A 26,493-nucleotide genomic window follows, 5' to 3' on the forward strand; every position below is an offset into this window, starting at 1 on the left:
GCTCGTTCCGTTGCATCCCCGACGCATGCAAAAAACCCGCCGGCATGGGGCCGGCGGGTTCTTGGACGGGCTACGTGTTCCGGATCAGAATCTGTAGTTGACGCCCAGCAGGTAAGTGCGGCCCCACTCGACGTATTCCAGCGGCCGGTCCTTCGACTCGGCATAGGTGCGGTACGCCTCGTTGGTCAGGTTGCTGACCTGGAACAGGACACTCAGGCCGCCGAGCGCATGGCTTTCCGGGAACGAATAGCTGACCTGCGCGTCGGTGATCTCTTCGCCGACGACGTAACGCAGCGTGCGATTTCCATTGAAATTGCCGATCTCGCCGATGAAGTCCGAGCGCCGACGCTGGCTCACGCGCGCCTCGAAACCATTGCGCTCATAGTAAGCGGTCAGGTTGTAGACACGATCCGACAGGCCCGGCAGATCGATATCGCCACTGCCGACGCTCGAGGCGCTTTCCGGGTCCTGGATCTTGATGTTGCTGTCGCTGAAGCTCGCGCTGGCGATGATGCCGAAGCCGGCCAGGGGTTCCCACAGCAAATCCAGCGGCAGCGACGCGGTCAGCTCAAGACTCTGCAGGCTGCCGCCCTTGCCGTTGGCGGGCGCCGAATAGCTGCCGGTATCGGACACACCGACGCCGGGGAAATCCGGATGCTCGGGCACACCGGCAACGAAATCGCTGAAATCGAAGAACGGATTGGTCTGGGTGAAGATGTACGTCCGCAGGTCCTTGTAGAAGTAGGCGGCAGACACGTAGGCCTTGCTGCCGAAATACTTCTCGTACGAGATGTCGAACGCGTAGGCTTCCCAGGGGTCAAGCATCGGATTGCCGCCATTGCCGCTGACGACGCGGTTGCCGGAAGAATCGGGGCCGTCCGACACGTTGACCTCGATGGACGCACGCAGCTGGTCCACGCGCGGACGCGCCACTTGCTTGGCAGCCGCCACGCGCAAGGTCTGGTCGTTCGCGAACGAGAACGCCAAGTTCATGCTGGGCAGCACGTCGGTCATCTTCTTGCCCAGCGACACCGGCTGGGGCTCGCCGCCGTTCGTTAGCTGGACGGCGTCCGACGACTGGTCCGTGCGCTGCACCTGTACGCCGAAGTTGCCGCGCACGGCGACGTCGCCCCAGTTGGTGTCGACGTTGCCCTTGATGTACGCGGTGGCGGTTTCCTCGTTCACGTCCCACGACTTGGCGACCAGATACGGGAAGGCGGTCGCGCTGGGTTCGAAGATCATGTAGCGCGCAACCGCTTCAGGCACGTTCCAGGCCGGGATGTAGCCCAGGCCCGCGAAGCCCAAATTCACCGGGCGGTACTGGAGGTCGGCCGCGATCGGCGTTTCACCCTGCGGGCCTACGAGGATGTCGCCTTCGGGCTGGCGCTTGATCTTCTCGCGATCGGCGTAGGCCAGGCCGACATCAATGCCCGACAGCCAACCCCACGACGCCGGTGCGGGGAGTTCCGCCGCCAGCTTGAAAGTTTTCAATTCATCTTCGACGCTCGGCACCTTGCCATAACCCGATCCATAGATCGTGTTGCGCAGGTACAACTGCGACGGGTCGGAGTAGTCCAGCGTGGGGACCATCTGCGAGAAGCCGTTATTGCGGTAGACGAGCTGTACTGTGTCGTACTGCGGCGCTGGCACCAGCTGGGTATTGTTCTCGAGATTGAGTTCATCGCGCTTGGCCTTGGACCAGCCCAGATCCGCGATGATGCGCGCCTGCCCCACGTTGAACGCGTTGTTCCAGCCGAACGCATTGATTTCGTCCTCGCGCCGGTTGTACATGCCACGCACCAGCGGGTATACGCCGCTCAACGTACCGCCGGTGAACGTGCCATTGCCGTTGACGGTGACGTTGCTGTACACGCACTCCGGGTCGCAGGGGAACGACCCGTTGTACTGGGTGTTCATTTCCCATTGGTTGGCCGTGTCGATCTGCTCGGCCTCGGAGTGAAACAGGTCCAGCGTACTGGTCCAGGAATCGGAGGCGCGGAACTGCAGCGTCGCCATCACGCCATCGCGCTTTGTCTCGCCGGTGCGGCGCAGCGCCTTGATGCCGTCGCTGGCGTAGGTTCCTGCGGGCAGGCCGGGGCGTTCGTCGGTCTTCCAGGGCTCGTACAGGCCGACCTGATTCTCTTGGATGGGCGTGCTGGTATGCGAATAGCCGATCGAGAAACCAAAGCGACGGTCTTCGGACTGCGTGATGTAGCTGGCGTTGATACGCTCGCCATAGGCGGATGTGTTCGCCGCCGCGCCCAGCGAGTTGCGCTGCCCGCGCACGCCGATGGCGCCAACAGGACCATCGAAATTCAGCGGACGTACGGTCTGCATGTCCAACGTACCCGACAAGCCCTGGCCAACGAGGCCGGCGTCCGGCGTCTTGTAGACCGTCACGCCGCCGATCAGCTCGGACGGGTACTGATCGAACTCCACGCTGCGGTTGTCGCCGGTGCTGACCATCTCGCGGCCGTTGAGCAGCGTGGTGGAGAAGTCGGGCGACAGGCCGCGCACGCTGATCACCTGCGCGCGTCCGGCCACGCGCTGCGCGGCCAGGCCCGGCAGTCGCGCCAGCGACTCGGCGATGCTGACGTCCGGCAGCTTGCCGATGTCCTCGGCCGAGATCGCCTCGACGATGGAAGTGGAATCGCGCTTGACCGAAATGGCGCTCTCGATGCCGCGACGGATGCCGGTCACCACGACCGTATCCAGTTCGGTGGCTTCCTGTTGCGGCTGTTCCGGTGCGGTTTCGGCCGTCTGGGCCTGCACGCTGGCCGCGGTCAGCGCGATGGCGGACGCCAGCGCCGCGCTCAGCAGATTGCGCTTGAGTTGCAACATATTCCCCTCTCCAAGGACGTTGTGTGCGGTGATCCGGGTGCGTCGCGCGGTGCGATCGCCCGGACCTGCTACGCCAGGGCAGTGCGCCCTGGAACGTGCGGCAATGGTAGTCGCGGGCGCAGCTGCACAAATTCCCCTGCATACGTATTCATAGGGGTTTTCCGCGCTTTTCCGCGTGCATGGCGCCGTGTGCGGGAAGGATGCGGGCGCACGCGGATGCTCCACCATGCATCAAATCCGATGCTCTTTGTGCTTCCAACCGCTCTTCGCAAGCGGAGCGAACACGCCTGCTTACCCTGCCCCCACGGCCGGCCCGTCGCCCTACTCCACCACGTAGACCACCGTCGTGCGCGGCGGCACGGTGAAACGGCCCAGGTCGCGCTCGAAACGCGCATCGCGGCGCGGCCGCGGGTCCGCCGCGCCAGCGGCACGGTGGACAGGATGCAATCGATAGGATTTGCCCTTCTCGGAAGGCAGTTCCAGCACCTGTGCCTGCGGCGATACGTTCAACAGATAGAGGATCTCGCGGAAACCCGCCCCCTCGACCGCCTGGCCATCGCGTGCTTGCCCGTCCAGCTGCCCCACCACGACCAGCGGGTTCTGCCCGGCCCCGCTGTTGGGGAAACGTAGCCGCTGTTTCACTTCCCCGGCATCGTCCAGCCGGAACAGCCGCGAGCTGGCGCGGATGCGCAGCAGGTCGCGGAACATGTCGCGCGCCAGGGCGATTTCGCGTGGACCGGGCTTGATCGAGGCATCCGCCAGCAGCGGCTTCATCAACGCCCAGTTGGCCGCATTGTCGCTGGCCGGCGGCAATCCGGTACCGAAGGCATTGTCGCGATACGTCCAGTCCAGCCGGTTGAACCAGTCGCCGGAATCGAAGCTGTTGCGGTCCAGCGACTTGGAGCGCAGCGTGTCGATGCCGGCATGGAAATACGCCACACCCTGGCTGAAGGCGGTCACCGCCACGCCCAGCATCTGCACCCGCGCGCGGTCTTCCGCCGAAGTATCGCGCGGCAGCTTGAACGCATTGATGTCGAACAACGTCTGGTTGTCGTGGTTCTCGGCGTAGTTCACCACTTCGCCAGGCTGGCTGGCATAACCGGCGGGCTGGCCCTTGTAGTCGATGTCCCACAAGGACTTTTCATCGCCGTCGGACGTGGCCAGCCTATAGTCGCGCAACGTGCCCGCCAGTCCCACGCGCACCATGTCGGCGGCCGCTTGCAGATCCTCGCGCGAGCGTCCCGCGTCCGCCATCGCGTTGGGCGCATACACCAGGCCGTTGAGCCAACCCTGTTCCTTCACCAGCGCATCGCCGCCATCGGCCGGACCGCCACCGCGCAAGGCATCGCGCGTGCGGTCGCTGAAGGTACCGATGCCCGAGCCGTTCAGCGAAAGCTGCGAGGCCTGCACGAAGCGCGCGCCGTCGGCCACTTCGCCGAAGTTCCAGCCTTCGCCGATCAGTTGCACGTCGCGGCCGGTCGCCGCATCCACGCGGCGCTTCAGTTCTTCCATCGCCGCGCGCGGCTGGTGGCCCATCAGGTCGAAGCGGAAGGAATCGATGCGGTAATGCCGGGCCCACAGCACGGCCGAATCGATCATCAGGCGCGCCATCATCGCGTGCTCGGTGGCGGTGTTGTCGCAGCAGGTGGAGCGCTCGACCCGGCCGTTGCCGTCCAGCCGCTGGTAGTAGCCCGGCACGATGCGGTCCAGCACCGAACCGGCCGCCTGCCCCGAGGCGGCCGTGTGGTTGTAGACCACGTCCATGCCCACGCGCAGGCCGATGGCATTCAGCGCCATGACCATCCGCCGGAACTCGGCGATCCGGCGCGCGCCATCGGATGCGTCGCTGGCGTAACTGCCTTCCGGCGCGTTGAAGTGGAACGGGTCGTAGCCCCAGTTGAAGCAATCGCGCGCCGCCACCGCCATCACCGCGGCCTGCTGGGCCTCGCTGTCCGCCGCCGCGTCCGGCACCCGTGGCGTCAGGCAACCGGCTTCCGGAATGGTGGCGATGTCGAACACCGGCAGCAGGTGCACGTCGGTCATGCCGGCTTCGGACAGCGCGCGCAGGTGGCGCATGCCATCGGATGCCGTGTCGGTGAAGGCCAGGTACTTGCCCCGGTGCGCGGCCGGCACGCTGGCGTCGCCGATGGAGAAATCGCGCACGTGCAGTTCGTAGATCGTCATGTCCGTCTGCGTCTTCACCCGGTCCGGTCGCGGCGCGTCGTCCCAGCCCGCCGGCTTGAGCGCGGGCGAATCGGGATCGGCGAAATAGCTGCGGCGCGAATCCGTCCCCAGGCTGATCGAGTACGGATCGGTGACGCGGTTGCGGACCACGCCCGTGCCCGGCACGTGCACGTCCACCAGGTAGGTGTAGTAGCGTCCGGAGAGGTCGCCGGGCGTGCGCCAATGCCAGATGCCCGTGGCCGCTTCCGGCGACAGGGCGTGCACTTCGGTCGCGCCGCCGTTGTCGTCCGAGTACAGGCACAACGACACCGCGCGCGCGGTCGGCGCCCACAGCGCCAGCGACGACGCTTCGGAAGTGCGGAGCGGCCCCAGGGACGGTGCCTGCACGGCAGCGGCGTAGAGGTCATCCAGTGCGCCGGGATGCTGCACTGCCGTGGCCGCCAGCACGCGGCCCGACGCGTCCTCGCGCACCAGCACTATCTGCTGGCGCAGCAGGTCGGCCAGCCTCTTCCTGTCCTGCGCACCGAGGCGCAGGTCCGCGCCGGCCGGCACGAAACCGAAGCGCTGCGCGATCCCGTCGCCGGGCGCCGTCGTGGCGCTTTCCAGCACGAGATGTCCATCGGCCCCGACGACACTCCTGCCGGGCTGGGCGACCAAGGCCGCGACGGCCGAGTGGTAGAGCCGATAGCGGCCCTGCGGCGAGGTGCCCGGCCAACGGATGCGATCCGCGCTCAACCAGTAGGCCTGGGCCGTGGCATCGACGGTCGCCGAGGCACTGGGCTGCAGCGTGGTGGCGAAGGCCGCGGCATCGCAGTCGGCCAGCGTGGCTTTCGCATGCGCCAAGGGACTGCAGGGCAACAACATCGACACGATGCCCATCGCCAGCCATCGCTTGCGATGACGATGGAAACCTTCCATTCCGCCCTCCCGACCCGGCGACGGCGCACAGGCCGCCGTCATGCGTCCCCGCAAGTGCTGCATGGGCCCACAGGGCGTTGCGCGCGCATCAACCCAGGCGCGCGTAATACGCGCCGCGCGGCGGCAGCGACAGCTGCCCGTCGGCGACTTGCCCGGCCAACAGGCCGTGTCCTTCCACTGGCTGCACCGACAGGCCGTCCGGCAATGTCCAGCGCACCGGCTGCGCCGACAGGTTGAACACCACCAGCAGTGCCTCGTCCCCGGCGTCGCGGCGGAACGCCAGCACCGGTTCGGGCGCGTCGAAGAAGCGGATGCTTCCCACCTGCAGCGCGGCATGCCGCTTGCGCCAGGCGAGGAAACGCCGCACGGCGTTCAGCGCCGACCGGGGATCCTGGTCCTGCTTCGCCACGCTGATGGCGCGGTGCTCGGCGGGGATCGGCAGCCACGGGCGTCCCGCGCTGAAGCCCGCTTCGTCGCCGCCGTTCCACGGCATCGGCGTGCGGCAACCGTCGCGGCCCTTGAACTTGGGCCAGAACGTCTTGCCGTAGGGATCCTGCAAGGCTTCGTAGGGCACGTCGGCTTCCGGCAGGCCCAGTTCTTCGCCCTGGTACAGACAGACCGAACCGCGCAGCGAGCAGACCAGCGCGACGAGCTGCGCGGCCAGTGCGGGCGACGCGTCGCCATTGCCCCAGCGCGTCACCGCGCGCTGCACATCGTGGTTGGACACCGCCCAGCACGGCCAGCCTTCCGCCATCGCCGCTTCCAGCCGCTCGACCGTGCCGCGGATGTAGCCGGCGCTGCCGTCGTCGGTCAGCAGCTCGAAACTGTAGCCCATGTGCAGGCGCCGGTCGGTGACGTACTCGGCGGTGGTGGCCAGCGAGTCCTCCGAGGATATCTCGCCCAGCGCGGCGGCATCGGGGTACCGGTCCAGCAGCGCGCGCAGCCGCTCCAGGAACGGGATGTTCTCCGGCTGGGTGTTGTTGAAGTAGTGGTACTGGTAGGCGTACGGGTTGTCCGGGCTGAAGCCGCGGCCCACGCGCTTTTCCTTAGGCTTGGGCGGATTGTCGCGCAGCCGCGCGTCGTGGAAGCAGAAGTTGATCGCGTCCAGGCGCAGGCCGTCCACGCCCTTGTCCAGCCAGAACTTGACGTTGTCCAGCGTGGCCTGCTGCACGGCGGGATTGTGGAAGTTCAGGTCCGGCTGGCTGGAGAGGAAGTTGTGCAGGTAGTACTGCTCGCGGCGCGGCTCCCAGCGCCAGGCCACGCCGCCGAACAGCGACATCCAGTTGTTCGGCGCGGTGCCGTCCTCCTTGGCGTCGGCCCAGACGTACCAGTCGGCCTTCGGGTTGTCGCGGCTCTCGCGGCTTTCCTTGAACCAGGCATGCTCCACCGAGCAATGGCTCAGCACCTGGTCGATCATCACCTTGATGCCCAGCGCATGCGCCTTGGCCAGCAGGCGGTCGAAGTCGTCCAGCGTGCCGAACAGCGGGTCGACGTCGCGGTAGTCGGCGATGTCGTAGCCGAAGTCGGCCATCGGCGACTTGAAGAACGGCGAGATCCAGATGGCGTCCACGCCCAGGCCGGCGACGTAGTCGAGCTTCTCGACGATGCCCGGCAGGTCGCCCACCCCGTCCCCGTTGGTGTCCAGGAAACTGCGGGGGTAGATCTGGTAGATCACCGCGCCGCGCCACCAGTTGTTGTCGTTCATCGCTCCACCGGATTCCCTGCGTCACGCGCCCAGCCGGCGCGCACGGCGGGCGCAACTATTCCATGCCCCGCTGTCCCGCGTGACCGTGGTCCGTCGTGCCGGTGGATGAATACGTATGCAAGCAGGGTGGCGGATGGGTGCGCGACGACGGTGGCCGGGCAAGCGCCCGCATGCGCCGGCATGGGAAGAAGCCAGCAACGGCGCGGGTTTCGACGCGGACGCGGCTGTCCCGGCGTGCGTCCTGCGCGGCATTCCGCAGGTCGCGGCGTGTTTGCAGTGCAGCATGGAATCGAAGGCCGTTGCCTTCAAGATGCCGCCTCAGCCGCAGGCCGCGTCGAACCGATGCGGGCTGTGCCCAGGCGATCCCACCGGCACCAGGAATCCACCCGCATGACCCCCAAGCCGCAACTGTCCTTCTGGCAGATATGGAACATGTCGTTCGGGTTCCTCGGCATCCAGTTCGGCTTCGCGTTGCAGGGCGGTTTCATGTCGCGCATCTTCCAGACCCTGGGCGCGGAAAAGGATTCGCTGCCGCTGCTGTGGATCGCCGCGCCGCTGACCGGCCTGCTGGTGCAGCCGATCATCGGCTGGTTCAGCGACCGCACCTGGCATCCGCTGCTGGGGCGCCGCCGTCCGTACTTCCTGATCGGCGCGGTCCTCAGTTCGATCGCGCTGGTCTTCATGCCGCACTCGCCGGCACTGTGGGTGGCCGCGGGCCTACTGTGGGTGCTGGACGCGTCCATCAATATCAGCATGGAGCCGTTCCGCGCCCTGGTGGCGGACAAGCTGCCCGAACAGCAGCGCTCCTACGGCTTCGTCCTGCAAACGCTCATCATCGGCATCGGCACCTGGGTGGCCAGCAACCTGCCCTGGTTCGTCGCGCAGATGGGCGTGCCGAACGAGGCCGGGCCGGGGGTGGTGCCGCCCTCGGTGAAGATCGCCTTCGCCATCGGCGCGTTCGTGTTCATGGCCAGCATCCTGGTGACGGTGTTCACCACGCGGGAATACCCGCCGGAGGATCTTGAGGCCTTCCGCCGGGAGAAGCGCGACCAGGGCAACTTCATCGCCGGGATCGTCCACCACGTGGCGCACATGCCGGCGCAGATGCGCCGGCTGGGCGCGGTGCAGTTCTTCAGCTGGCTGGCGTTCTTCGCCATGTGGTCCATGGCCACGCCGGGCCTGACCGAACACGTGTTCAAGGCGCCCGCGCCGGACCCGGCCGCATTCGACATGAGTGTCCCTGCGCAGGCGGCCGCCTTCCAGTCGGCCAATGCGGCGTTCCAGAACGCGGCCGACCTGGTGGGCTCGTACATGGGCTACTACGGCCTGTCGTCGATGCTGGTGGCGCTGCTGCTGAGCTTCTATGCCGCGCGTTTCCCGCTGAACCGCAAGGCGGTGCATTTCGGTTCGCTGCTGCTGGGCGGGATCGGCTTCCTGTCGATGTGGTTCGTGCCGCAGCCGTCGTGGCTGATCCTGTCCTTCGCGCTGGTGGGCGTATCGTGGGCCAGCATCCTGTCGATGCCGTACGCACTGCTGTCCAGCCACGTGCCGGCGGACAGGATGGGCATCTACATGGGCATCTTCAACATGTTCATCGTGATCCCGCAGATCGTCGCCGCCACCCTGCTGGGACCGGCCCTGCGCCACTTCTTCGGCAACCAGCCGATCTACGCGCTGGTCATCAGCGGCGCCAGCCTGGTCGTGGGCGCGCTGTGCCTGGCCCGCGTGCGCGAAGCCGCCTACCAGGACACTCCCACCGCCCATCTGCAGCAGGTGCACTGATGACCCGATCGATACCGCGCCTGCGTTGGCTGGCCTTCGCACTGCCGGTCGCCTTCGCACCCACGGCCCTTGCCGCCGACGACTTCTACGGCACCACCGAACCCTTCGCGAAGGAAGCCGTCTACTTCGTACTGACGGACCGTTTCGTCAACGGCGATCCGACCAACGACCACCGCGACCAGGGCGGCGCGCACCGCACGTTCGACCTGCCCGTGCCCGGCGCGCCAGAAGGCGAATCGGACAACGTCGGCTATATGGGCGGCGACTTCAAGGGCATCGTCGACAACGCCGGCTACATCCGCGGCCTGGGCTTCACCTCGGTCTGGGTCACGCCCATCGTCGACAACCCGGACCAGGCGTTCACCGGCGGCGAGGCAGTGACCTGGGGCGGCATGTTCACCGACCGCGGCAAGACCGGCTACCACGGCTATTGGGGCATCAACTTCTACAAGCTGGACGAGCACCTGCCCAGCGAAAGGCTGGACTTCGCCGGCTTCACCCGCGCGATGAAGGACCAGCAGTTGGACGTGGTGCTGGACATCGTCGCCAACCACGGCTCGCCGGCGTACTCGATGCCGAAGATGCAGCCGCAGTACGGCAAGCTGTGGGACAAGGACGGCAAGCTGGTCGCCGACCACCAGAACCTGGACCCGGGCAAGCTGGACCCGCGCCGCAAGCGACTGCACGCGTTCTACAACACCGGCGGTGGGCTGGCCCAGCTATCGGACTTCAACGAGAACAACCCGCAGGTGCTGGAGTACCTGGTCGGTGCCTACGGGCAATGGATCGACCAGGGCGCGGCGGCCTTCCGCGTGGACACCATCGCCTGGATGCCGCATGCGTTCTGGAAGCGGTTCGCCGACCGCATCCGCGAGAAGAAGCCCGGCTTCTTCATGTTCGGCGAGAACTTCGACTACGACGCCGCCAGCATCGCCGGCCATACCTGGGAACGCAACGGCGGCTACAGCGTGCTCGACTTCCCGCTGAAGGCCAGGTTGACCGAAGTGTTCGAGAAACCCGGCAGCGACTTCGCCGAACTCGGCAAGGCGCTGTATCTGGAGGACGGTCCGTACGCCAACCCGTACGACCTGATGACCTTCTACGACAACCACGACATGGCGCGCATGGACGCCCGCGACGAAGGCTTCATCGACGCGCATAACTGGCTGTTCACCGCGCGCGGCATCCCGGTGATCTACTACGGCTCCGAAACCGGCTTCATGCGCGGCCGCGCCGAACACGCCGGCAACCGCAACTACTTCGGCCAGGAACGCATCGACGCGGCGCCGCAGAGCCCCATCTTCGCGCCGCTCCAGCGCATCGCGCAGTTGCGGAGGGACACGCCGGCCCTGCAGCGCGGCCTGCAGCTCAACGTGCGCCTGAAGGGCGACCAGGCCGTGTTCTACCGCGTGCTGCAGCACAACGGCATCCACCAGACCGCGCTGGTGATGTTGAACAAGGCCGACAAGGCCAGCCGCATTTCGGTCAGCGACCATCTACAGCAGGGCGAATGGCGCGATGCCTTCACCGGTCGCAAGCAGCGCGTGCGCAACCGGCTGGAAGCCGAAGTGCCGGCGCACGGCGTGCGCGTATTCCTGCTCGACGCCCCCATCACCCGCGAAGACACCCGCGCCCGCCTGGCCGAACTGATGGAGCGCAAGGCACCGAAACCCGATTGACCCGCTCCCCTTGTAGGAGCGGCTTCAGCCGCGACCGCGTACCCACCAGAACTCCAGACGCGGATCAACGCGGATGGGTAGGGAAAAGACGTTTGGCTTTGCCTGCGCGATCCGGATTGGACCGTGGCGCACAGCTTCTCCGTGGCTCCCGGTCGCGACTGACGTCGCTCCTACAAGGAAAGATCGATCCGCGGACCGGTCCGAGCCGACACTCGTCAGATGTCGGAGACTTGACCCCGGCCTGCACGGCTGATGTCGCGCAAGATGCCCCAGACCGATTGACCTGCCTCTCCTGTAGGAGCGGCTTCAGCCGCGACCGGGAGCCATCAGTAAGCCTCAGCCACGGATGACACGGATAAAGCCAGAATGCTTTATTCGTGTCATCCGCATTCATTCCCGTCCGTCGCCTGTCTGGCGGTCGTGCGGTCGCGGCTGAAGCCGCTCCTACAGTGCTTCCGCCCACACGCTGTTGGGTTCGCCCACGCGCGCGCGCTTCGCGGTCATGCGCGCCAGCCAGGCGAAGCCGACCGCCATCGCCAGCGCGCCGGCGTCGATGGCGAACAGGGCGGCATGCCCGGCCGCCGCGCTTTTCCACAGCCACCAGCCCGTCATCGCGCCATGCGCCACGGGTATCAGCGCCGTCGCCAATGCGGCCAGCCACAGCAGTTCCCGCGCGGCGCGCACGGGGGGGCGCACGGCGGCCCAGAGCAGACACAGCGCCCATGTCGTGAAGCAGGCCCCTTTCACGCCGGCTTCGACCCCGGTGCCCCATGAAACCGCGTGCGCTTCCAGCACCTGCACCGCGACGAACGCGGCGGAGATCGCCACGCAGACGCCGATGCAGGCCCCACCGTCGCCTTCGCCATCCAGACCTGCGCGGCGCCCTGTTGCTGTTGCCGGCGCTTGCGCCGCGATTCGATCCACAGCAGGTTGCCCGAATAGAACAGGAACGCGCCGCCGATGCCCAGCAGGAAGTACAGCCACTGCACCCAGGCATTGCCGTATTCGCCGAAGTGCAGCAGGTAGGCGATGGACAAGGTGGCGTGGTTGGCGTCGCGCCGGCCCGGCAGCTGGCTGGCGATCACTTCGCCCGTGTTGGCGTTCAACGCCACGGCGCCCAGTGCACCCAGCATTCGCGGCGCCTCGCCGGTGATCTCGACGATGGCGTTGGCGTCGCCCGCATTCGTCAGCTTCAGGTAGGCCGGCTCGAACGATGGCAATCCCTGCTCCCGCGCCACCTCTTGCGCGCGCGCATGCCACACCGCCACGCCACCCAGGGTCTCGGGCTTGCCGGCGGCGGCCACCCTTGGCGCGGTGTCCAGCGCGGCCGGCATCGCTTCCATCAGCTTGCCGCCGTAGATCAGCGGGTTGAGCGCGAACGCCACCACCATCACCAGGCACAGCAACGCGCCGGTCACGGCGAACATGACGTGCATCGGCAGGCTCAGCACGCCGATCACGTTGTGCGCGTCCTGCCAGAACCGTTTGAGGTTGCGCCCCGGCCGCAGCGCGAACAGGTCGTCCACCAGTTTGGGCAGGTGGATCACGATGCCCGATACCAGCGCCACGCCGTACAGCAGGCTGACGATGCCCATCAGGTAGGTGCCGGCCAGGGGAATGCCCAGCGAATAGTGCAAGGCGTTGACCAGTTCGGACAGCGCGGCGGAAGGCGGCTGCTCGCTGCCCTCCAGATCGTCGCGGGTGGCGAAGCGCCAGACGCCTTTTTCGTCCGGCCAGTAGACCGCCGCCTGGGCCGACTCCTCGCCCGGGAACATCATGCCCACCCAGACGCGCGCGGGAGGATGGCGCTTCAGCGTTTCGTCGAGCAAGGCCTGCGCGTCGTCCAGCGTCTCGACGGGCCGCTCCACCGCGTGCGGCGACTGCCAGACCATCAGGTCGTGGTGGAACACGGTGATCGCGCCGGCATAGAACGCGACGAACAGCGCGAAGCCGGCCACCAGTCCCACCCAGGTGTGCAGCGTGGTGAAGGTGCGCAGCGTGGAGGATTTCAGTTTCATCGGCGCCCTTATTGCACCCATTGCAGGTGGCGCAGCAGCCACAGGCCGGCGAATCCCAGAGCTGCCAGCGCGCCGTAGATCGTCCATGCGCGCTTGCCGTTGCGGAACGCGAACGCCAGCGCGATCGCGCCCATCCATACCGGGAAGAACGCCAGCATGCCGGCCACCAGCGTCGATTCCCAGGGCCCCGGCAGGCACCAGCTCACCAGTCCCACCAAGGCCGCCGACAACAGGAAGCCGGGCACGATGCCGGCCGTGGCGCGACCCCACATCAGGCGTCGTCCGCGTTGGCGTTGGCGTTGGCCGGTGCCACCGACATGCCGGCCAGGTAAGGCAGGCCCATCATCGCCAGCATCCAGGTGCCCAGCATCGCGCACAGCCCCGCGCCCGTGCCCAGCGCGACGATCCAGAGCGACAGCGACACGACGGCGAGCGACAGGCCGGCCCAGGTACCGGTGCGGCCCAGCCTGCGCCACGAGGCCCAACGGCAGTGGCGGGAACCGGCGTACAGCGCCGCCGCCGACGATACGGCGGTGGCGAAGGCGACGATCAGGAGCAACGAAGGCATGGCGGCGGCTGGCCCGTGGGGATTCAGCGGCTTACCACTGGTAACGCGCCGTGGCGGTCACCGTGCGTTCGTAGCCGTAGTAGCACCAGTAGATCGCGTTGCAGGCGCTGATGTATTCCTTGTCGCCCACGTTCTGCACGTTCAGCTGCAGGCGCCAGTTGGCGATGTCGTAGTGCACGGCGGCGTCGAACAGGGTGTACGACGGCGTCTCCCACTCGTTGGGCGCATCGCCGAAGTGCTCGCCGGTGTAGCGCACGCCCGCGCCGAAGCCCAGGCCGGCCAGCGCACCGCCGGTGAAGGTGTAGTCGGCGCCGGCCGAGGCCGCGTGCTTGGGCTGCAACGCGATCTGCTTGCCCAGCGTGCTCGCGTCGTTGCTCTTGGTCACTTCCGAATCGATGTAGGCGTACGCGCCGTACACGCTCAGCCCGGAGCCGATGTTCCAGCGGCCCTCCAGTTCGACGCCGCGCACCCTGGTCTCGCCCTGCTGGATCTGGAACAGGGTGTGCTCCGGGTCGACCGTCAGCGTGTTTTCCTGGGTGATCTCGTACAGCGCCAGCGTGGCCAGTACCTTGCCGCTGGCCGGCTGGTACTTCAAGCCGGCCTCGATCTGCTCGCCGGTGGTGGGCACGAACGCGCGGCCGCCACGGTCGACATGCTCCGCGCCGATGGTGGCCTGGAACGACTGCGACCAGCCCACGTAGGGCACCAGGCCGTTGTCGAACACGTAGTTGACGCCCACTCGCGCGGAGAACTCGTCGTCGCTCTGGTGGTCGCCATTGCTGTCGGTGCCCACCCAGTCCTGGCGCCCGCCCACGGTGAACACCCAGCGATCCAGCTTGATCTGGTCCTGCACGTACAGGCCCACCTGCGACTGCGTCTGCCGCGTGCTGGCGGTGGTCAGCGGATCGAAGTCCGGGCGCAAGTCCGGCATCGAGCCGTAGACCGAGTTGAACACGTCCAGGCCGGTGGCGGCGAACACGAAATTGGAGTCGTAGTCGTAGCGCGTGCGGCGGTAGTCCAGGCCCGCTAGCACCGTGTGCTCGGCACGGCCGGTGGCGAAGCGCCACTGCAGGTTGTTGTCCAGGCCGAAGGTCTTCTCGTCCTCCCGCGTGGACCACAGGTAGCGGCTGAGTTCGGTCTGGCTGCCGGGCGCGAAACCGAACGCGCCCACCGACACGCTGGGCTCGACCTCCGCATCCACCAGGCGGGCGCTCTGCTGGAAGGCCACGCCGCCGCCGAAGTCGTGGCGGAATTCGTAGCCCAGCGACTTCATCGTCTTCACGTAGTCGTTGGCGTTGGGCTCGCCGGTGTACAGGCTGGGGCTGATCTTGCCGTTGGGGTTGGGCAGCAGCGTGCCCTCGGCCGGCAGGAAGCCCGCGCCGCCCTTGGTGTCGGCCTTCTGGTAGCGCGCCAGCACGGTCAGTTCGTTGGCCTCGTCCGGCTTCCAGGTGATCGCCGGGGCCAGGAAGTAGCGGTCGTCGTGGATGAAATCCACCGGCGTGTCGCTGTTGCGGCCCAGGCCGGTCAGGCGGTACAGCAGCGTGCCGCTGTCGTTGAGCTTGCCGCCGAAATCGAAGGCCAGTTGCTTCATGTCGTCGCTGCCGACCTGCACTTCCACTTCGCGCAGCGTGTCCTCGGTCGGGCGCTTGCTGACGTAGTTGACCAGGCCGCCGGGCGGCATCGCGCCGTAGTTGACCGAAGCCGGGCCCTTCAGCACTTCCACCCGCTCCAGGCCGTAGGGTTCGATGCGGGTGATGCCGGTGCCGGAACCTTCCGGCAGGGTCAGGCCGTCCATGTAGCGCGCCGGGGTGAAACCGCGCACCAGCAGCCAATCACTGCGGCTGTCGCTGCCATAGCCGCCGCCCTGCGCGCCGGCGGTGAACCACACGGCTTCTTCCACGCCGTGGATGCCGCGGTCGCGCATCTGGCGGTCGGTGACCACCGAGATCGACTGCGGGATTTCCTTCAGCGAGGTCGCGGTCTTGGTCGCGGTGCCGGTGCTCCTGGGGATGGGCGCCTGCACCTGCACCGCATCCAGCGTGGTGGCGTCGGAGGGGGCCACCTCGCCCGACTGGGCGAACGCGGCGAGGGGCGCGGCCAGCGCGACGGCGATGGACAGGCTGAGGGAACGAACGGACAGGACGACGCGGGGGGAGGAAGCGGACATGGGGGCCTTGGGGAGTTCGACGGACAGCGGCCGGTGGCCCACGACCCCGCCTGCCGGTGGGTATCGCGGGCGAAGGAAGCGCCGGACAAGCCGCTGCCGCCACCAACAAGAAATAAGAATCATTCTTATTCTAGTGTCGAAGCCCCTTTCAGGCAATCGGTGCGGGAAGTCGCCACAGCTGCGAGCTGTGAGGGGGAAGCCGGCGGCTGCGCCGCCTGCAAGGAGAAACGTTTTGCGTCCGCGGCGCATTACCGCCCTTCGTACGCCGCGCCTCTGTAGGAGCGCCCTTGGGCGCGATGCTCTTGGGACCGGGCACGCGTGGTGGGGAAGAGCATCGCGCCCAAGGGCGCTCCTACCCCTTACCGCTTTTCCCCGGTGGACCCCCGCAGCGCCAGCCTGACCGGGATGGTCTGGCTCTCCACCGGTTCATCGTGGATCAGCTTCAGCAGGCTTTCCACCAGGATGGCCCCGGCCCGCTTGGTGTCCTGCTGCACCGTGGACAGGCCCGGATTGGTGAAACTGGCCAGCGGGATATCGTCGAAACCGGCGACGGCCACGTCGTCCGGTACCCGCAAGCCCTGTTCGTGCAGCGCCTTCATCGCGCCGACCGCGATCAGGTCGCTGGCCGCGAAGATCGCATCGAAGGCCACCCCGCGCCGCAGCAGTTCACTGGCCGCTTCGTGGCCGGACTGCTCGGTGGTGATGGCGTCCACCTGCAGCGCCGGGTCGGCGGACAGTCCAGCGGCTTCCAGCGCCCGCTGGTGGCCCAGGTAGCGCTCGAAGAATTCCGGGTAATGGTTGGAGGCGTGGCCGAGGAAAGCGATGCGCGTCCGGCCCTGCGCCAGCAGGTGGGCGGTGATGTCGTGCCCACCCTGCGCGTTGTCGCAGCCGATGGAAATGCCCGGCGTGTCCGGCAGCACCGCGCCCCAGCGCACGAAATGCGTGCCCTGCTGCACCAGCCGCTCCAGCCGCGACTGCGATTCCAGGTAGTCGCCGTAGCCCAGCAGGATGATGCCGTCGGCCTTCTTGCTGTCCTCGTAATCGGCCTGCCAGTCGTTGGACAACTGCTGGAACGAGATCAGCAGGTCGTAGCCGCACAGCGCGCAGGCGCGGGTGATGCTGCCCAGCATGGACAGGAAGAAGGGGTTGATCGCCGACTCGTCCGGCGTGGGATCCTCGAAGAACAGCAGCGCCAGCGTGCCCGAATGCTGTCGGCGCAGGTTGGAAGCGTTCTTGTCGACCTTGTAGTTCAGCTGCTCGGCGATGGCAAGGATGCGCTTGCGCGTTTCCTCGTTGACCATCGGGCTGCCGCGCAGCGCGCGCGAGACGGTGGGCTGGGACACCCCGGCCAGATGCGCGATGTCCAGCGAAGTGGCTTTACCCTTGATCGGTGCGGTCACGGATTGCGTCTGCGGCGGAACGTCCAGAAAGCCGATGATGCCATGCCCGCCCGCCGGCGGCGATCCGCGGCGGCCAAGCAGACGCTTGCAGCTTCCCCTGCCCCGCCATTCCCATGCCCCCTTGTGGGAGCGACGTGAGTCGCGAAAGGCTACCGGTAAAGCTTCATCGCGACTTGCGTCGCTCCCACGGTCCGTCCCTCCGTCTCGGGACCTGCCTAACCGGTCCGCGTCGCGCCGTGGAGCTGCACGCCCTCGGCATCGGTGATGCTGACCGAGACCTCGATGCCGCTGCGCACGCTTTCGGTGACCACGCAGAAGTTCTCGAACTGGGCCAGGATGCGCTCCAGCGACTGGTGCGCCGTACCCGCCTCCGCCAGCCGCACGTCGGCGTGGATGTGCCCCACACGCAACCGGCCCTGCTCGTTGCGCACCAGTTCGGCGGTGGCCGTGGTGACCAGCCTGCCGGGCGTGTTCTTGAACTTGCGCAAGGCGAACAACAGACTGGCCGACAGGCAATTGGCCACCGCCGACAACAGCAGCCGCGTCGGGTTCGGTCCGGCGCCGGCGCCCAGCGGTGCGGGCTCGTCGGTCAGCAGGTCGGGAATGTCGGTTTCGTCGAAACGGATGCGGAAGGCGTAGTCGTCTTCCTGTTCCAGGGTCAGGCGGATGGTCTGGGTCTCGCTCATGAGGGGCTCCGTGCGCAGAAGAAGGCTGTTCCGGTGCCATCATCGCATCGCGCAGGGTCCATGGCATCGACCCGACGGTTGCCGGTGATCACGATTCAGCCGAAACGCGGTGCTTTTGGGCATGCGTCCCTCGTCAGGAATCTCCGGCAATCCTCCTCACCTGCGGGCAGTAGCGCGGACTGGACCCAGGCATGGACGCAGGACGATTTAGCATTCCATTCATTCGGCATTGCCTAGATTGACGGCCAGTTTTCCCGGAGTACTCCATGGCCTCGCCGTCCTTGCGTGCCTTCTTCGATGACGCCAGCCACACCGTCAGCTACGTGGCGTGGGATGCGGCCACACGCACCGCGGCCGTGCTCGACCCGGTGCTGGACTATGATCCTCGCACCGGCGCGGCGGGCTTCGCATCGGCCGATGCACTGCTGGCCTTCGCCGCTGCCGAGGATCTGACGATCGCCTGGATCCTGGAAACCCACGCCCATGCCGACCATCTCTCCGCCGCGCCCTACCTGAAGGCAAGGACCGGCGCCCGGATCGGCATCGGAGAACACATCCGCGATGTGCAGCGGGTGTTCGCTCCCGTGTTCAACCTGCCGGACGTCAGCGGGACCGGAAGCGAGTTCGACCATCTCTTCGTCGATGGCGAGACCTTTGCGCTGGGCGACCTGCGCGTGGAGGTGCTGCACACGCCCGGCCACACCCCCGCCTGCGTGGCCTACCGCATCGGCGATGCGGTGTTCGTCGGCGACACGCTGTTCATGCCCGACTACGGCACCGCGCGCGCGGATTTCCCGGGTGGCGACGCGCGCACGCTGTACCGCTCGATCCAGAAGCTGCTGGCGCTGCCGGACGACACCCGGCTGTTCATGTGCCACGACTACAAGGCGCCGGGACGCGACCACTACGCCTGGGAAACGACGGTCGGCGAAGAGCGGGCCCGCAACGTCCACATCGGCGGCGGCGTGGACGAGGATGCCTTCGTCGCCATGCGCGAACAGCGCGACGCCACCCTGCCCGCCCCGGCGCTGCTGTTGCCGGCGCTGCAGGTCAACATCCGCGCCGGCCGCCTGCCGGATCCGGAAGACAACGGCACCCGCTATCTCAAGATTCCCCTGTCGCCGCCGGCGGAATAGTCGGTTGCTGCGTCAGCGGCCGCCCGCATGCGCGGTGGCGTGTCCTGATGCCGCGGCGCCGGTGCCGCAATCGGCGCTCAGCAACCGCGAGCTGCGCAGCCAGTCCGGATCGGGGTAATAAGCGAACACGAACGAGCCGCCGCGGATCGTGTCGATCAGCGGACGTGCCACCGCCGTGCGCACGGCGGGACAGCCCAGGCTGCGCCCCAGCCTGCCCTGCGAACGGATCAGGTCGTTGCTGACATAGGGCGCGCCGTGGATGACGATGGCGCGCTCGCGCGCCTTGTCGTTGAAGCCGGGCTCCAGCCCGCGCAGGCGCAGCGAGTAACCGTTGGCGCCCTGGTAGGACTCTTCGGTCTGGAACGCGCCCAGGCTGGACATGTAGCTGCCGGTGGCGTTGGAAAAGCGCGTGGCGAGGTTCTCGCCGGTGTTGCGGCCGTGCGCCACCCATTCCTCGAACAGCAGGCGCTGGCGCTCCAGGTCGAACACCCACATCCGCGGCTGCGTGGAGGGTCGGGAATAGTCGATGACGCTGAGCCGCCGCATCGGCACCGCATCGCCGCGCTTCAGCGAACAGCTCATCGCGCGCGCGGCCATCGACAGTACCTTGCGGTCCAGCGCGGGCGCGGCGCGATGCAGGGCATCGACGATGCCCTCGGGCGGGTTCGCCTGCGGCGGCTCCGCCGAACCCGCCGCCGGCAGGGCGACCAGCAATGCAGGCAACAGGGAAAACCATCTGGAACGGGTCATGGCAAGGAACCGGCAGGCACGGGAAGGCACGCTGCCTGAACGACTCCTTCCGCGAGGTTCAGCGTGGGGCTTGGATGGGGTCATCGCCATCCGATTCCAAGACCGGGGCCGTTTCCTGTTCGGCCGGCGTTGCGCGCACGCCCGGCAGATCGGACAGCAGCACGGTGGTCCCGGGCGTCAGGATGGTGTACAGCCGGCGCGCGAAGTCCTGCGGGATCCAGAACGACTCGCCCAACTCGCGCAGCGGCGGCATCGGTGCGCCCTCTTCGCCCAGGATGCGGTGGGCGATCCAGCGATGTTCCTTCTGCTGCGGGTCCAGCAGGCTGGGGATGTCCTCGATCTCCGTGGTCATCACCAGCAGCACCGTGCCGTGCAAGGCGAAATCGCGCACCATCTGCAGCGGCGCCGAACCGATCAGCACGCCATTGCGCAGCACCGACACGCGCGCATCGTACAGGCTGACCAGGACGCTCACCGGCCCTTCCGGCGACGCGGCTTCGTCCCAGTAGACCTCGTAGCGCGAGGCGGGCAAGGACGCCGCCTGCCCGCCCGCGGTCACCGGTGCCAGCACCGCCGGATGCACCACGCTGGCCGGCGACGCCTTGGCGTTTGCCACCACCACCGAATCGCCGCGCTGGGTGATGGCGAACAGCTTCTCGGCGAACTCCTGCGGCAGCCGCACGCAGCCGTGCGAGGCCGGATACCCCGGCAGGTTGCCGCCGTGCAGGGCGATGCCGTCCCACGTCAGCCGCTGCATGTACGGCATCGGCGCGTTGTTGTAGAGGTTGGAGCGGTGGTCCTTGTTCTTCTGCAGGATGGTGAACACGCCCGTCGGCGTGTCCTTGCCCGGCTTGCCGGAACTGATGGTGGACACGCCGATCGCGATGCCGTTGCGGTACACGTAGGCGCGCTGCTCGTCCAGGCTGACCACCAGCACGACGGGACCTTCCGGCGCGACCTGCGGATACCACAGGAACTGGCCCGGCTCGAGCGCGCGCGCATCGGCCACCGGCCCGACCGCCTGCGCCATGGATGGCGCGACCCACAGGTGCATGGCCAGGAGGCAGGTCAACAGGCAGGCTTTCAACATGCACGCAGCTTAGCCCAGATCGGATCCGCGCGGACGCGCGCAGGACGTTCCCGGGTACAGTGCCTTGGATGGGATGCGCGAAGGGCATCGCGCCCAAGGGCGCTCCTACAACCTTCCGACGCCTTGTAGGAGCGCCCCATGGGCGCGATGCTCCTGCTCTTCGTGCGCAAGGCATCGCGGGCATGGCCCGCTCCTACGCCAACAATCTGTCGCGGAGCGCTGCGTATTCGGCTGGAATGGGCTCGGCATGCGCGGGCCGCGCAAGCAGTTCCGCCAGCGCGGGCGGAACCTCCACCGCGCGGCCGATCAACGGCTCCACCACGCTCTCGAACTTGGCCGGGTGCGCGGTGGCGGCCGCCGCCCAGTCGCCGCCCTCGCCGGCCGCGCGCAGGTCCTCCAGCACCTTCACCGCGGTGGCGGTATGGGGGCAGTGGATCTCGCCGTATTCGCGATGGCGGCGCGCGATGACCTCGCGGATCGTGGCGTCGTCCACGCTGGCCGACGCGAACGCCGCGCGCAAGGCCGCGTCGTCGCCCCGGTACAGCCAGCGCAGCCGTTCGAAGTTGCTGGGCGCGCCCACGTCCATCGCATTGGCCAGCGTCGCCACGCTGGCCTGCGGCGCATAGTCGGCGCCGGCGAAGAAATCCGGCAGCACCCGGTTGGCGTTGGTCGCCAGCACGATCCGCCCCAGCGGCACGCCCAGCGCGCGCGCCAGGATCGCCGCCTGCGCATTGCCCAGGTTGCCGGTGGGCACGACGAAATTCAGCACCCCGCCCGTCGCGGCGCTATGCGCGAGCGCGGCGTGCGCGTAGTAGCTCATCTGCGGCAGCAACCGACCCAGGCTGATGCTGTTGGCGGAACTGAGCGGCGCCCGCGCCTGCAGGTCGGCATCGTTCAGCGCGCGCTTCACCAGCGCCTGGCAATCGTCGAACGAACCGGCCACGCGCAGCGCGGCGATGTTGTCGCCCAGGCAACCCAACTGGTGCGCCTGCCGCGGCGACACGCGGCCATCCGGATACAGCACCACCACGCGCAGGCCCGGCTGCCGGTGGAACGCCGCCGCCACCGCCGCACCGGTATCGCCCGACGTGGCGACCAGAATGGTGAGCGGCGTGGTGGCGTCGCGGCGCAGCCGAGCCAGGCTGGCGGCCAGGAAGCGCGCGCCGAAATCCTTGAACGCCGCCGTCGGCCCATGGAACAGCTCCAGCACGTGATCGCCCGGCGTGGCCAGAGGCACCAGCGGCGCGGGGAAGTCGAAGGCCTCGCGGCAGATCGACGCCAGTTGGCCTTCCAGCGCGTCGCCGGCGAAAAAGGGTTGCAGCAGCGCCGCCGCGGTTTCGGCGATATCGCGCCCCGCCCGCAGGTCGCGCGCCGCGGGCAACGCCTCGGGCACGTACAGGCCGCCGTCCGGTGCGAGGCCGGCGGCGATGGCCTGGCTCAGCGTGGCGGCGGAAGAGGCATTGCGGGTGGAGATGAAGTTCATCGTGCGGATTCGGCAAAGGGGAAAGGACGGCGGAAGCGGATTCGGTCAGGACTCGGACAGCACTTCCGCGCCGGTGGCGTTGATCGGCGATACCCAGGCCTGGCTGGTTAAGCCGGCGGCGGCGAACGCGGCCTGGATGCGCGGCGCGGCGGTTTCCGCATCTTCGCGGCCATCGAACCAGGCGAACACGCTGGGACCCGCGCCGGAAATGCTGGCGCCCATCGCCCCGCCGTCGAGCGCCGCCTGCTTGGCCGCGTCGAAGCCGACGATCAGCGGCGCGCGGCGCGGTTCCACCAGCACGTCGCGCAGGCCGGCACGGACCAGTCCGGCGTCGCCGGCATGGCAGCCGGCCAGCACCAGCGCCAGTTGCGCGCTCTGGGCGACGAACTCCTTCAGCTCGTAACTGCCCTGCAACGCGGCGCGCGCGCGGCGCGTTTCCAGGATGGCGTCCGGATGCACCAGCACGCTGTGCCAGTGCTCGGGCACGGGAATGCGCACCAGTCGGTCCGCCGTGGACAGCACCAGCCCGCCCAGCAGCATCGGCCCCAGGTTGTCGCCATGCCTGCCGCCGCTGGCGACCGCCTCGCCCACCAGCGCGTGCGGGTACAACTGCTCGCGCGTGAGCGGCGATTCCAGCAACTGGTTCGCCGCCACCAGCGCGGCGACGCACGACGCGGCGGAACCGCCCATGCCCGATCCCAGCGGGATGCCCTTGTCGATGTCGACCTCGAAGCCGAACGGCAGCGCCAGCGCCTCGCGCAACGAGATCAGCGCCGCGCCGGCGGTGTTGCCCGGCGCATCCAGCGGCAGGTCCATGGCGACCCCGCGGATCGCGGCGATCCGCACTTCGGGCGACGCGATGCGGCGTACGGTGACGGTATCGCCGACGCCTTCGATCACATGGCCTAGGATGTCGAATCCCACCCCGACGTTGCCGACCGACGCCGGCGAGAATGCCGTCGCCTGCGCCTTCATGCCGATACTCCTGCCGTCCGCGCGAAGGCCGCGGGTAGGAGCGGACCATGCCCGCGAGCCTTTCCCGTCACCGCGCGAAAAGCATCGCGGGCATAGCCCGCTCCTGCGGATCCGGCCGCACGGGAGCACTGGGGCCACGGATCGACGCGGATCATCGCGGACGAATTATCGGCAAAAGCACCCAGCCGCTGTCGCAAGCGGCGACGATGACGGATTCCCTCCGCTCCGTCGCGATCATGCATTCCATCTCCTGCTCCCGCTTCATCCGCGTCCATCCGCGCGAATCCACGGCCCGACCGCATTCCACTCGATATCACAGCTTCGCTCCCTGCCCCGCCGCCACCCGCAGCACGTCGGCGAACACGCCGGCGGCGGTCACTTCCGGGCCGGCGCCCGGCCCCTGCACGATCAGCGGATTGTCGCAGTAGCGGCGCGTGCTGAACTGCACGATGTTGTCGGTCAGGCGCAGGTTGGCGAACGCGTGCGATGCCGGCACCTCGACCAGGCCGACGCTCGCCTTGCCTTCCGCATCCAGCCGGGCCACGTAGCGCAGCACGTTGCCGGCGGCGCGGGCCTTGTCCAGCCGTCCGGCGAACACCGCATCCACCTCCCCCAGCCGCGCCATGAAATCGCCCACGCTGGCCTGGCGCAGCGCGCCGGGCACCAGGCTTTCCACCTGCACGTCCTCCAGCGCCAGTTCGCGGCCGGCTTCGCGCGCCAGGATCACCAGCTTGCGCGCCACGTCGGTGCCGGACAGGTCGTCGCGCGGATCGGGCTCGGTGTAGCCCAGCCCCCGCGCCTCGGCGACGAGCTGCGAGAACGGCACGCTGCCGTCGAACCTGTTGAACAGCCACGCCAGTGTGCCCGACAGGATGCCTTCCACCGACACCACCGCATCGCCGGTGTCCAGCAGGTCGCGCAGCGTGGAGATCACCGGCAGGCCTGCGCCCACCGTGGCTTCGTAGCGGAAGCGCGCACCGCTGGTGGCGGCGGACTCGCGGATGGCGTGATAGCGCGGCAGCGGACCGGCGCCGGCCTGCTTGTTGGGCGTGACCACGTGGATGCCGGCGGCCAACCACTCGGCATAGCGGTCGGCGACGGCCGGGCTGGCGCTGCAATCGACGATCACCGCATGCGGCATGTGCGCGGCCAGCAGGTGCTGGGCGAAACGGTCCAGGTCCACCGCCTGCGGGCTGGCGTCGAGGCGTCCGCGCCAGTCGCCGCCGATGCTGCGTTCGTCCAGCAGCATCTTCCGGCTGGACACGATGGCGCGCAGGCGCAGGTCCAGGTTGGCCTTGCCGAGCAACTGCGGTTGCGCGGCATGCAGTTGCTCGATCAGCGTGGCGCCGACGTTGCCCGGCCCGATCACGCCCACCGCGAAGGTCTGCGGCGACAGCCAGAAGCCCGCATGCGCGGCGCGCAGTGCCTTGGTGGCGTCGGCGCTGTCGATGGCCACGGAGATGTTGCGCTCCGACGAGCCCTGCGCGATGGCCAGGATGTTGACGCGCGCGCGGCCCAGCGACTCGAACAGGCGCGCGGCGACGCCGGGCTGTCCGGCCATGCCGTCGCCCACCGCCGCCAGCACGCTGACGCCTTCGGTCACCTGCACCCGTTGCACCTGGCCGATGGCGAGTTCGTGCGCGAACGCATTGAGCAGGGCGCCCTGCGCGCGCACGGCCTCGGCGCGCCTGACCACGCAGCAGATCGAATGCTCCGACGAACCCTGCGAGATCATCACCACCGACACGCGCGCATCGCGCAGCGCGGCGAATACGCGTTCGGCGGTACCGGGCACGCCGATCAGGCCGGTGCCTTCCAGGTTCAGCACGGCCAGATCCGGGCTCAGGGTCAGGCCCTTCACCGGGCCGCTGACGTCGCGGTCGGCGGTGATGCGCGTGCCGGGGTGCTCGGGGTGGAAGGTGTTGCGGATGATGATCGGCAGGCCGCGCTCGATGGCCGGCGACATGGTCTGCGGATGCACCACCTTGGCGCCGAAGTAGGCCAGTTCGCAGGCCTCGTCGTAACTCAGGGTTTCCAACTGCACCGCTTCCGGCACCACCCGCGGGTCGGCCGACAGCACGCCGTCCACGTCGGTCCAGATGTGCAGTTCGGAAGCGTCGTACAGCGCGGCGAAGATGGCGCCGGAATAGTCGCTGCCGTTGCGGCCCAGCGTGGTGATGCGGTCGTTGCGGTCGCGGGCGACGAAGCCGGTGGCGACCACGCGGCGCTGCGGATGCATGCCGCGCCATTCCGCCAACCGGTGCGCGCTGATGGCCCAGTCCACGTCCACGCCCAGGTCGCTGCGGTCCACCACCAGCACGTCGCGCGCGTCCAGCACCGCGCAGTCCTGGCCCAGCGTGCGCAGGTAGTCGCCCAGCAGGCGGGCCGACAGCACTTCGCCCAGCCCCTGCACGCGGTCCAGCACCTCGCGCGGCAGCTCGCCGATCACGCCCAGCGCGGCCAGGATCTGCGCCAGCTGGTCGAAGCGCTCGTCCAGCCACTCCAGCGTGGCGCCGGCGTGCTCGCCCAGCAGCGAGACGGCCGCGCCGCGATGGCGGGCGCGCAGTTCGTGCCAGCGCTCGCGCCATTCCTCCTGCCCGCGCGCGGCCAGTCCGGCCAGTTCGATCAGCGCGTCGGTGACGCCCTTCATCGCCGAGACCACGGTGACCTGCACCTCCTCGTCGCGGGCCAGCAGCAGCTGGGCGACGTGGCGGTAGCGTTCGGCGTCGGCGACGGAGGTGCCGCCGAACTTGTGGACGACGGTGCGGAGCTTGGGTTGTTCGACTTCGGCGCTGCGGGACGGCATGGGTCTGGAACCTCAGGTGGGAGGCCCGGCGCGCATCAGGAGGTGGGTGTGCCCTGCATCCTGATCCGGGTGCGGGGCCATGGTTTGCGAATTACGCGAACACGACCAGCCGCACCCGACGAGTCAGGGTGGTAATGGTGGTCGTAATAAGGGCCGCGCCGGCCGCGACATCCCGTGCCGGCCGGGGGGCCGGGGCGGAGAGGGTCGACGGGAGTCGGACGCGGGCACGCATGGCCTAAGGGAAGCATGAAGCCCGGGGGGGCTGTCAAGCGTTGCAATGCAACAATCCGCCCCGACCCGATGGA

General features: G+C 68.2%; 16 protein-coding genes and 1 pseudogene. 3 read left to right on the forward strand and 14 right to left on the reverse strand.

Annotated features, from left to right (window positions below):
• Positions 1 to 84 precede the first annotated feature (84 nt).
• The 3 genes from AAD027_RS10495 to AAD027_RS10505 form a co-directional block, all read right to left on the reverse strand.
• Complete coding sequence (locus AAD027_RS10495) at positions 85 to 2,841, reverse strand: TonB-dependent receptor (RefSeq protein WP_341725979.1); 2,757 nt, start codon at positions 2,839 to 2,841, stop codon at positions 85 to 87.
• Between the two features lie 321 nt (positions 2,842 to 3,162).
• Positions 3,163 to 5,943 carry an alpha-1,6-glucosidase domain-containing protein gene (locus tag AAD027_RS10500; RefSeq protein WP_341725980.1) on the reverse strand — a complete coding sequence of 927 codons (2,781 nt, stop codon included), beginning with the start codon at positions 5,941 to 5,943 and terminating at the stop codon, positions 3,163 to 3,165.
• A gap of 88 nt (positions 5,944 to 6,031) precedes the next feature.
• Positions 6,032 to 7,648, reverse strand: a complete 1,617-nt coding sequence (locus tag AAD027_RS10505) for an alpha-glucosidase family protein (protein ID WP_341725981.1) — start codon at positions 7,646 to 7,648, stop codon at positions 6,032 to 6,034.
• A 390-nt stretch (positions 7,649 to 8,038) separates the two neighbouring features.
• On the opposite strand from AAD027_RS10505, the gene AAD027_RS10510 reads away from it, so the two are divergent.
• Both AAD027_RS10510 and AAD027_RS10515 read left to right on the forward strand, forming a co-directional pair.
• On the forward strand, positions 8,039 to 9,430 hold the full coding sequence (locus AAD027_RS10510) for an MFS transporter (RefSeq protein WP_341725982.1): 1,392 nt from the start codon (positions 8,039 to 8,041) through the stop codon (positions 9,428 to 9,430).
• Positions 9,430 to 11,109, forward strand: coding sequence for an alpha-amylase family glycosyl hydrolase (locus tag AAD027_RS10515; protein ID WP_341725983.1), 1,680 nt, complete (start codon positions 9,430 to 9,432; stop codon positions 11,107 to 11,109). Before AAD027_RS10510 ends, AAD027_RS10515 begins: the two co-directional genes overlap by 1 nt.
• A gap of 444 nt (positions 11,110 to 11,553) precedes the next feature.
• Here AAD027_RS10515 and AAD027_RS10520 read toward each other — a convergent pair.
• The 6 genes and pseudogenes from AAD027_RS10520 to AAD027_RS10545 form a co-directional block, all read right to left on the reverse strand.
• Positions 11,554 to 13,127, reverse strand: a pseudogene (locus AAD027_RS10520) (PepSY-associated TM helix domain-containing protein).
• An 8-nt stretch (positions 13,128 to 13,135) separates the two neighbouring features.
• The gene (locus tag AAD027_RS10525) at positions 13,136 to 13,399 is read right to left on the reverse strand and encodes a hypothetical protein (RefSeq protein ID WP_341725984.1); all 264 of its coding nucleotides are present in this window, start codon (positions 13,397 to 13,399) and stop codon (positions 13,136 to 13,138) included.
• Positions 13,399 to 13,695: a hypothetical protein gene (locus AAD027_RS10530; RefSeq protein WP_341725985.1), complete on the reverse strand. Its 297-nt coding sequence runs from the start codon at positions 13,693 to 13,695 to the stop codon at positions 13,399 to 13,401. Before AAD027_RS10530 ends, AAD027_RS10525 begins: the two co-directional genes overlap by 1 nt.
• A 31-nt stretch (positions 13,696 to 13,726) precedes the next feature.
• On the reverse strand, positions 13,727 to 15,862 hold the full coding sequence (locus AAD027_RS10535) for a TonB-dependent siderophore receptor (RefSeq protein ID WP_341725986.1): 2,136 nt from the start codon (positions 15,860 to 15,862) through the stop codon (positions 13,727 to 13,729).
• Positions 15,863 to 16,221: 359 nt separating this feature from the next.
• Entirely contained in the window at positions 16,222 to 17,262 is a 1,041-nt protein-coding gene (locus AAD027_RS10540; RefSeq protein WP_341725987.1) for a LacI family DNA-binding transcriptional regulator, read from the reverse strand.
• A 215-nt stretch (positions 17,263 to 17,477) separates the two neighbouring features.
• Positions 17,478 to 17,948 (reverse strand): OsmC family protein, encoded by a 471-nt coding sequence (locus AAD027_RS10545; RefSeq protein WP_341725988.1) that lies wholly within the window; start codon positions 17,946 to 17,948, stop codon positions 17,478 to 17,480.
• Between the two features lie 266 nt (positions 17,949 to 18,214).
• On the opposite strand from AAD027_RS10545, the gene AAD027_RS10550 reads away from it, so the two are divergent.
• Entirely contained in the window at positions 18,215 to 19,084 is an 870-nt protein-coding gene (locus AAD027_RS10550; RefSeq protein ID WP_341725989.1) for an MBL fold metallo-hydrolase, read from the forward strand.
• Between the two features lie 12 nt (positions 19,085 to 19,096).
• Here the strand turns inward: AAD027_RS10550 and AAD027_RS10555 are convergent, their stop codons facing one another.
• The 5 genes from AAD027_RS10555 to thrA all read right to left on the reverse strand — a co-directional run bounded on the left by AAD027_RS10555 (position 19,097) and on the right by thrA (position 26,188).
• Positions 19,097 to 19,834 (reverse strand): murein L,D-transpeptidase catalytic domain family protein, encoded by a 738-nt coding sequence (locus tag AAD027_RS10555; protein ID WP_341725990.1) that lies wholly within the window; start codon positions 19,832 to 19,834, stop codon positions 19,097 to 19,099.
• Positions 19,835 to 19,892: 58 nt separating this feature from the next.
• Positions 19,893 to 20,924: a L,D-transpeptidase gene (locus tag AAD027_RS10560; RefSeq protein ID WP_341725991.1), complete on the reverse strand. Its 1,032-nt coding sequence runs from the start codon at positions 20,922 to 20,924 to the stop codon at positions 19,893 to 19,895.
• A 193-nt stretch (positions 20,925 to 21,117) separates the two neighbouring features.
• The gene (gene thrC, locus AAD027_RS10565; RefSeq protein ID WP_341725992.1) at positions 21,118 to 22,407 is read right to left on the reverse strand and encodes a threonine synthase; all 1,290 of its coding nucleotides are present in this window, start codon (positions 22,405 to 22,407) and stop codon (positions 21,118 to 21,120) included.
• Positions 22,408 to 22,452: 45 nt separating this feature from the next.
• Positions 22,453 to 23,382, reverse strand: a complete 930-nt coding sequence (locus tag AAD027_RS10570; RefSeq protein WP_341725993.1) for a homoserine kinase — start codon at positions 23,380 to 23,382, stop codon at positions 22,453 to 22,455.
• 313 nt (positions 23,383 to 23,695) lie between these two features.
• Positions 23,696 to 26,188 (reverse strand): bifunctional aspartate kinase/homoserine dehydrogenase I, encoded by a 2,493-nt coding sequence (gene thrA, locus AAD027_RS10575; protein WP_341725994.1) that lies wholly within the window; start codon positions 26,186 to 26,188, stop codon positions 23,696 to 23,698.
• Between the last annotated feature and the right edge of the window lie 305 nt (positions 26,189 to 26,493).

It is taken from the genome of Pseudoxanthomonas putridarboris (assembly GCF_038321125.1).
GTDB classification, from domain to species: domain Bacteria; phylum Pseudomonadota; class Gammaproteobacteria; order Xanthomonadales; family Xanthomonadaceae; genus Pseudoxanthomonas_A; species Pseudoxanthomonas_A putridarboris.

Coding starts and splice junctions, on each gene's coding strand:
- AAD027_RS10525 (WP_341725984.1), bottom strand. CDS start 13,399: ATGTGGGGTCGCGCCACGGCCGGCATCGTGCCCGGCTTCCTGTTGTCG.
- AAD027_RS10545 (WP_341725988.1), bottom strand. CDS start 17,948: ATGAGCGAGACCCAGACCATCCGCCTGACCCTGGAACAGGAAGACGAC.
- AAD027_RS10530 (WP_341725985.1), bottom strand. CDS start 13,695: ATGCCTTCGTTGCTCCTGATCGTCGCCTTCGCCACCGCCGTATCGTCG.
- AAD027_RS10550 (WP_341725989.1), top strand. CDS start 18,215: ATGGCCTCGCCGTCCTTGCGTGCCTTCTTCGATGACGCCAGCCACACC.
- AAD027_RS10560 (WP_341725991.1), bottom strand. CDS start 20,924: ATGTTGAAAGCCTGCCTGTTGACCTGCCTCCTGGCCATGCACCTGTGG.
- AAD027_RS10510 (WP_341725982.1), top strand. CDS start 8,039: ATGACCCCCAAGCCGCAACTGTCCTTCTGGCAGATATGGAACATGTCG.
- AAD027_RS10555 (WP_341725990.1), bottom strand. CDS start 19,834: ATGACCCGTTCCAGATGGTTTTCCCTGTTGCCTGCATTGCTGGTCGCC.
- AAD027_RS10505 (WP_341725981.1), bottom strand. CDS start 7,648: ATGAACGACAACAACTGGTGGCGCGGCGCGGTGATCTACCAGATCTAC.
- thrA (WP_341725994.1), bottom strand. CDS start 26,188: ATGCCGTCCCGCAGCGCCGAAGTCGAACAACCCAAGCTCCGCACCGTC.
- AAD027_RS10535 (WP_341725986.1), bottom strand. CDS start 15,862: ATGTCCGCTTCCTCCCCCCGCGTCGTCCTGTCCGTTCGTTCCCTCAGC.
- AAD027_RS10570 (WP_341725993.1), bottom strand. CDS start 23,382: ATGAAGGCGCAGGCGACGGCATTCTCGCCGGCGTCGGTCGGCAACGTC.
- AAD027_RS10515 (WP_341725983.1), top strand. CDS start 9,430: ATGACCCGATCGATACCGCGCCTGCGTTGGCTGGCCTTCGCACTGCCG.
- AAD027_RS10495 (WP_341725979.1), bottom strand. CDS start 2,841: ATGTTGCAACTCAAGCGCAATCTGCTGAGCGCGGCGCTGGCGTCCGCC.
- thrC (WP_341725992.1), bottom strand. CDS start 22,407: ATGAACTTCATCTCCACCCGCAATGCCTCTTCCGCCGCCACGCTGAGC.
- AAD027_RS10500 (WP_341725980.1), bottom strand. CDS start 5,943: ATGGAAGGTTTCCATCGTCATCGCAAGCGATGGCTGGCGATGGGCATC.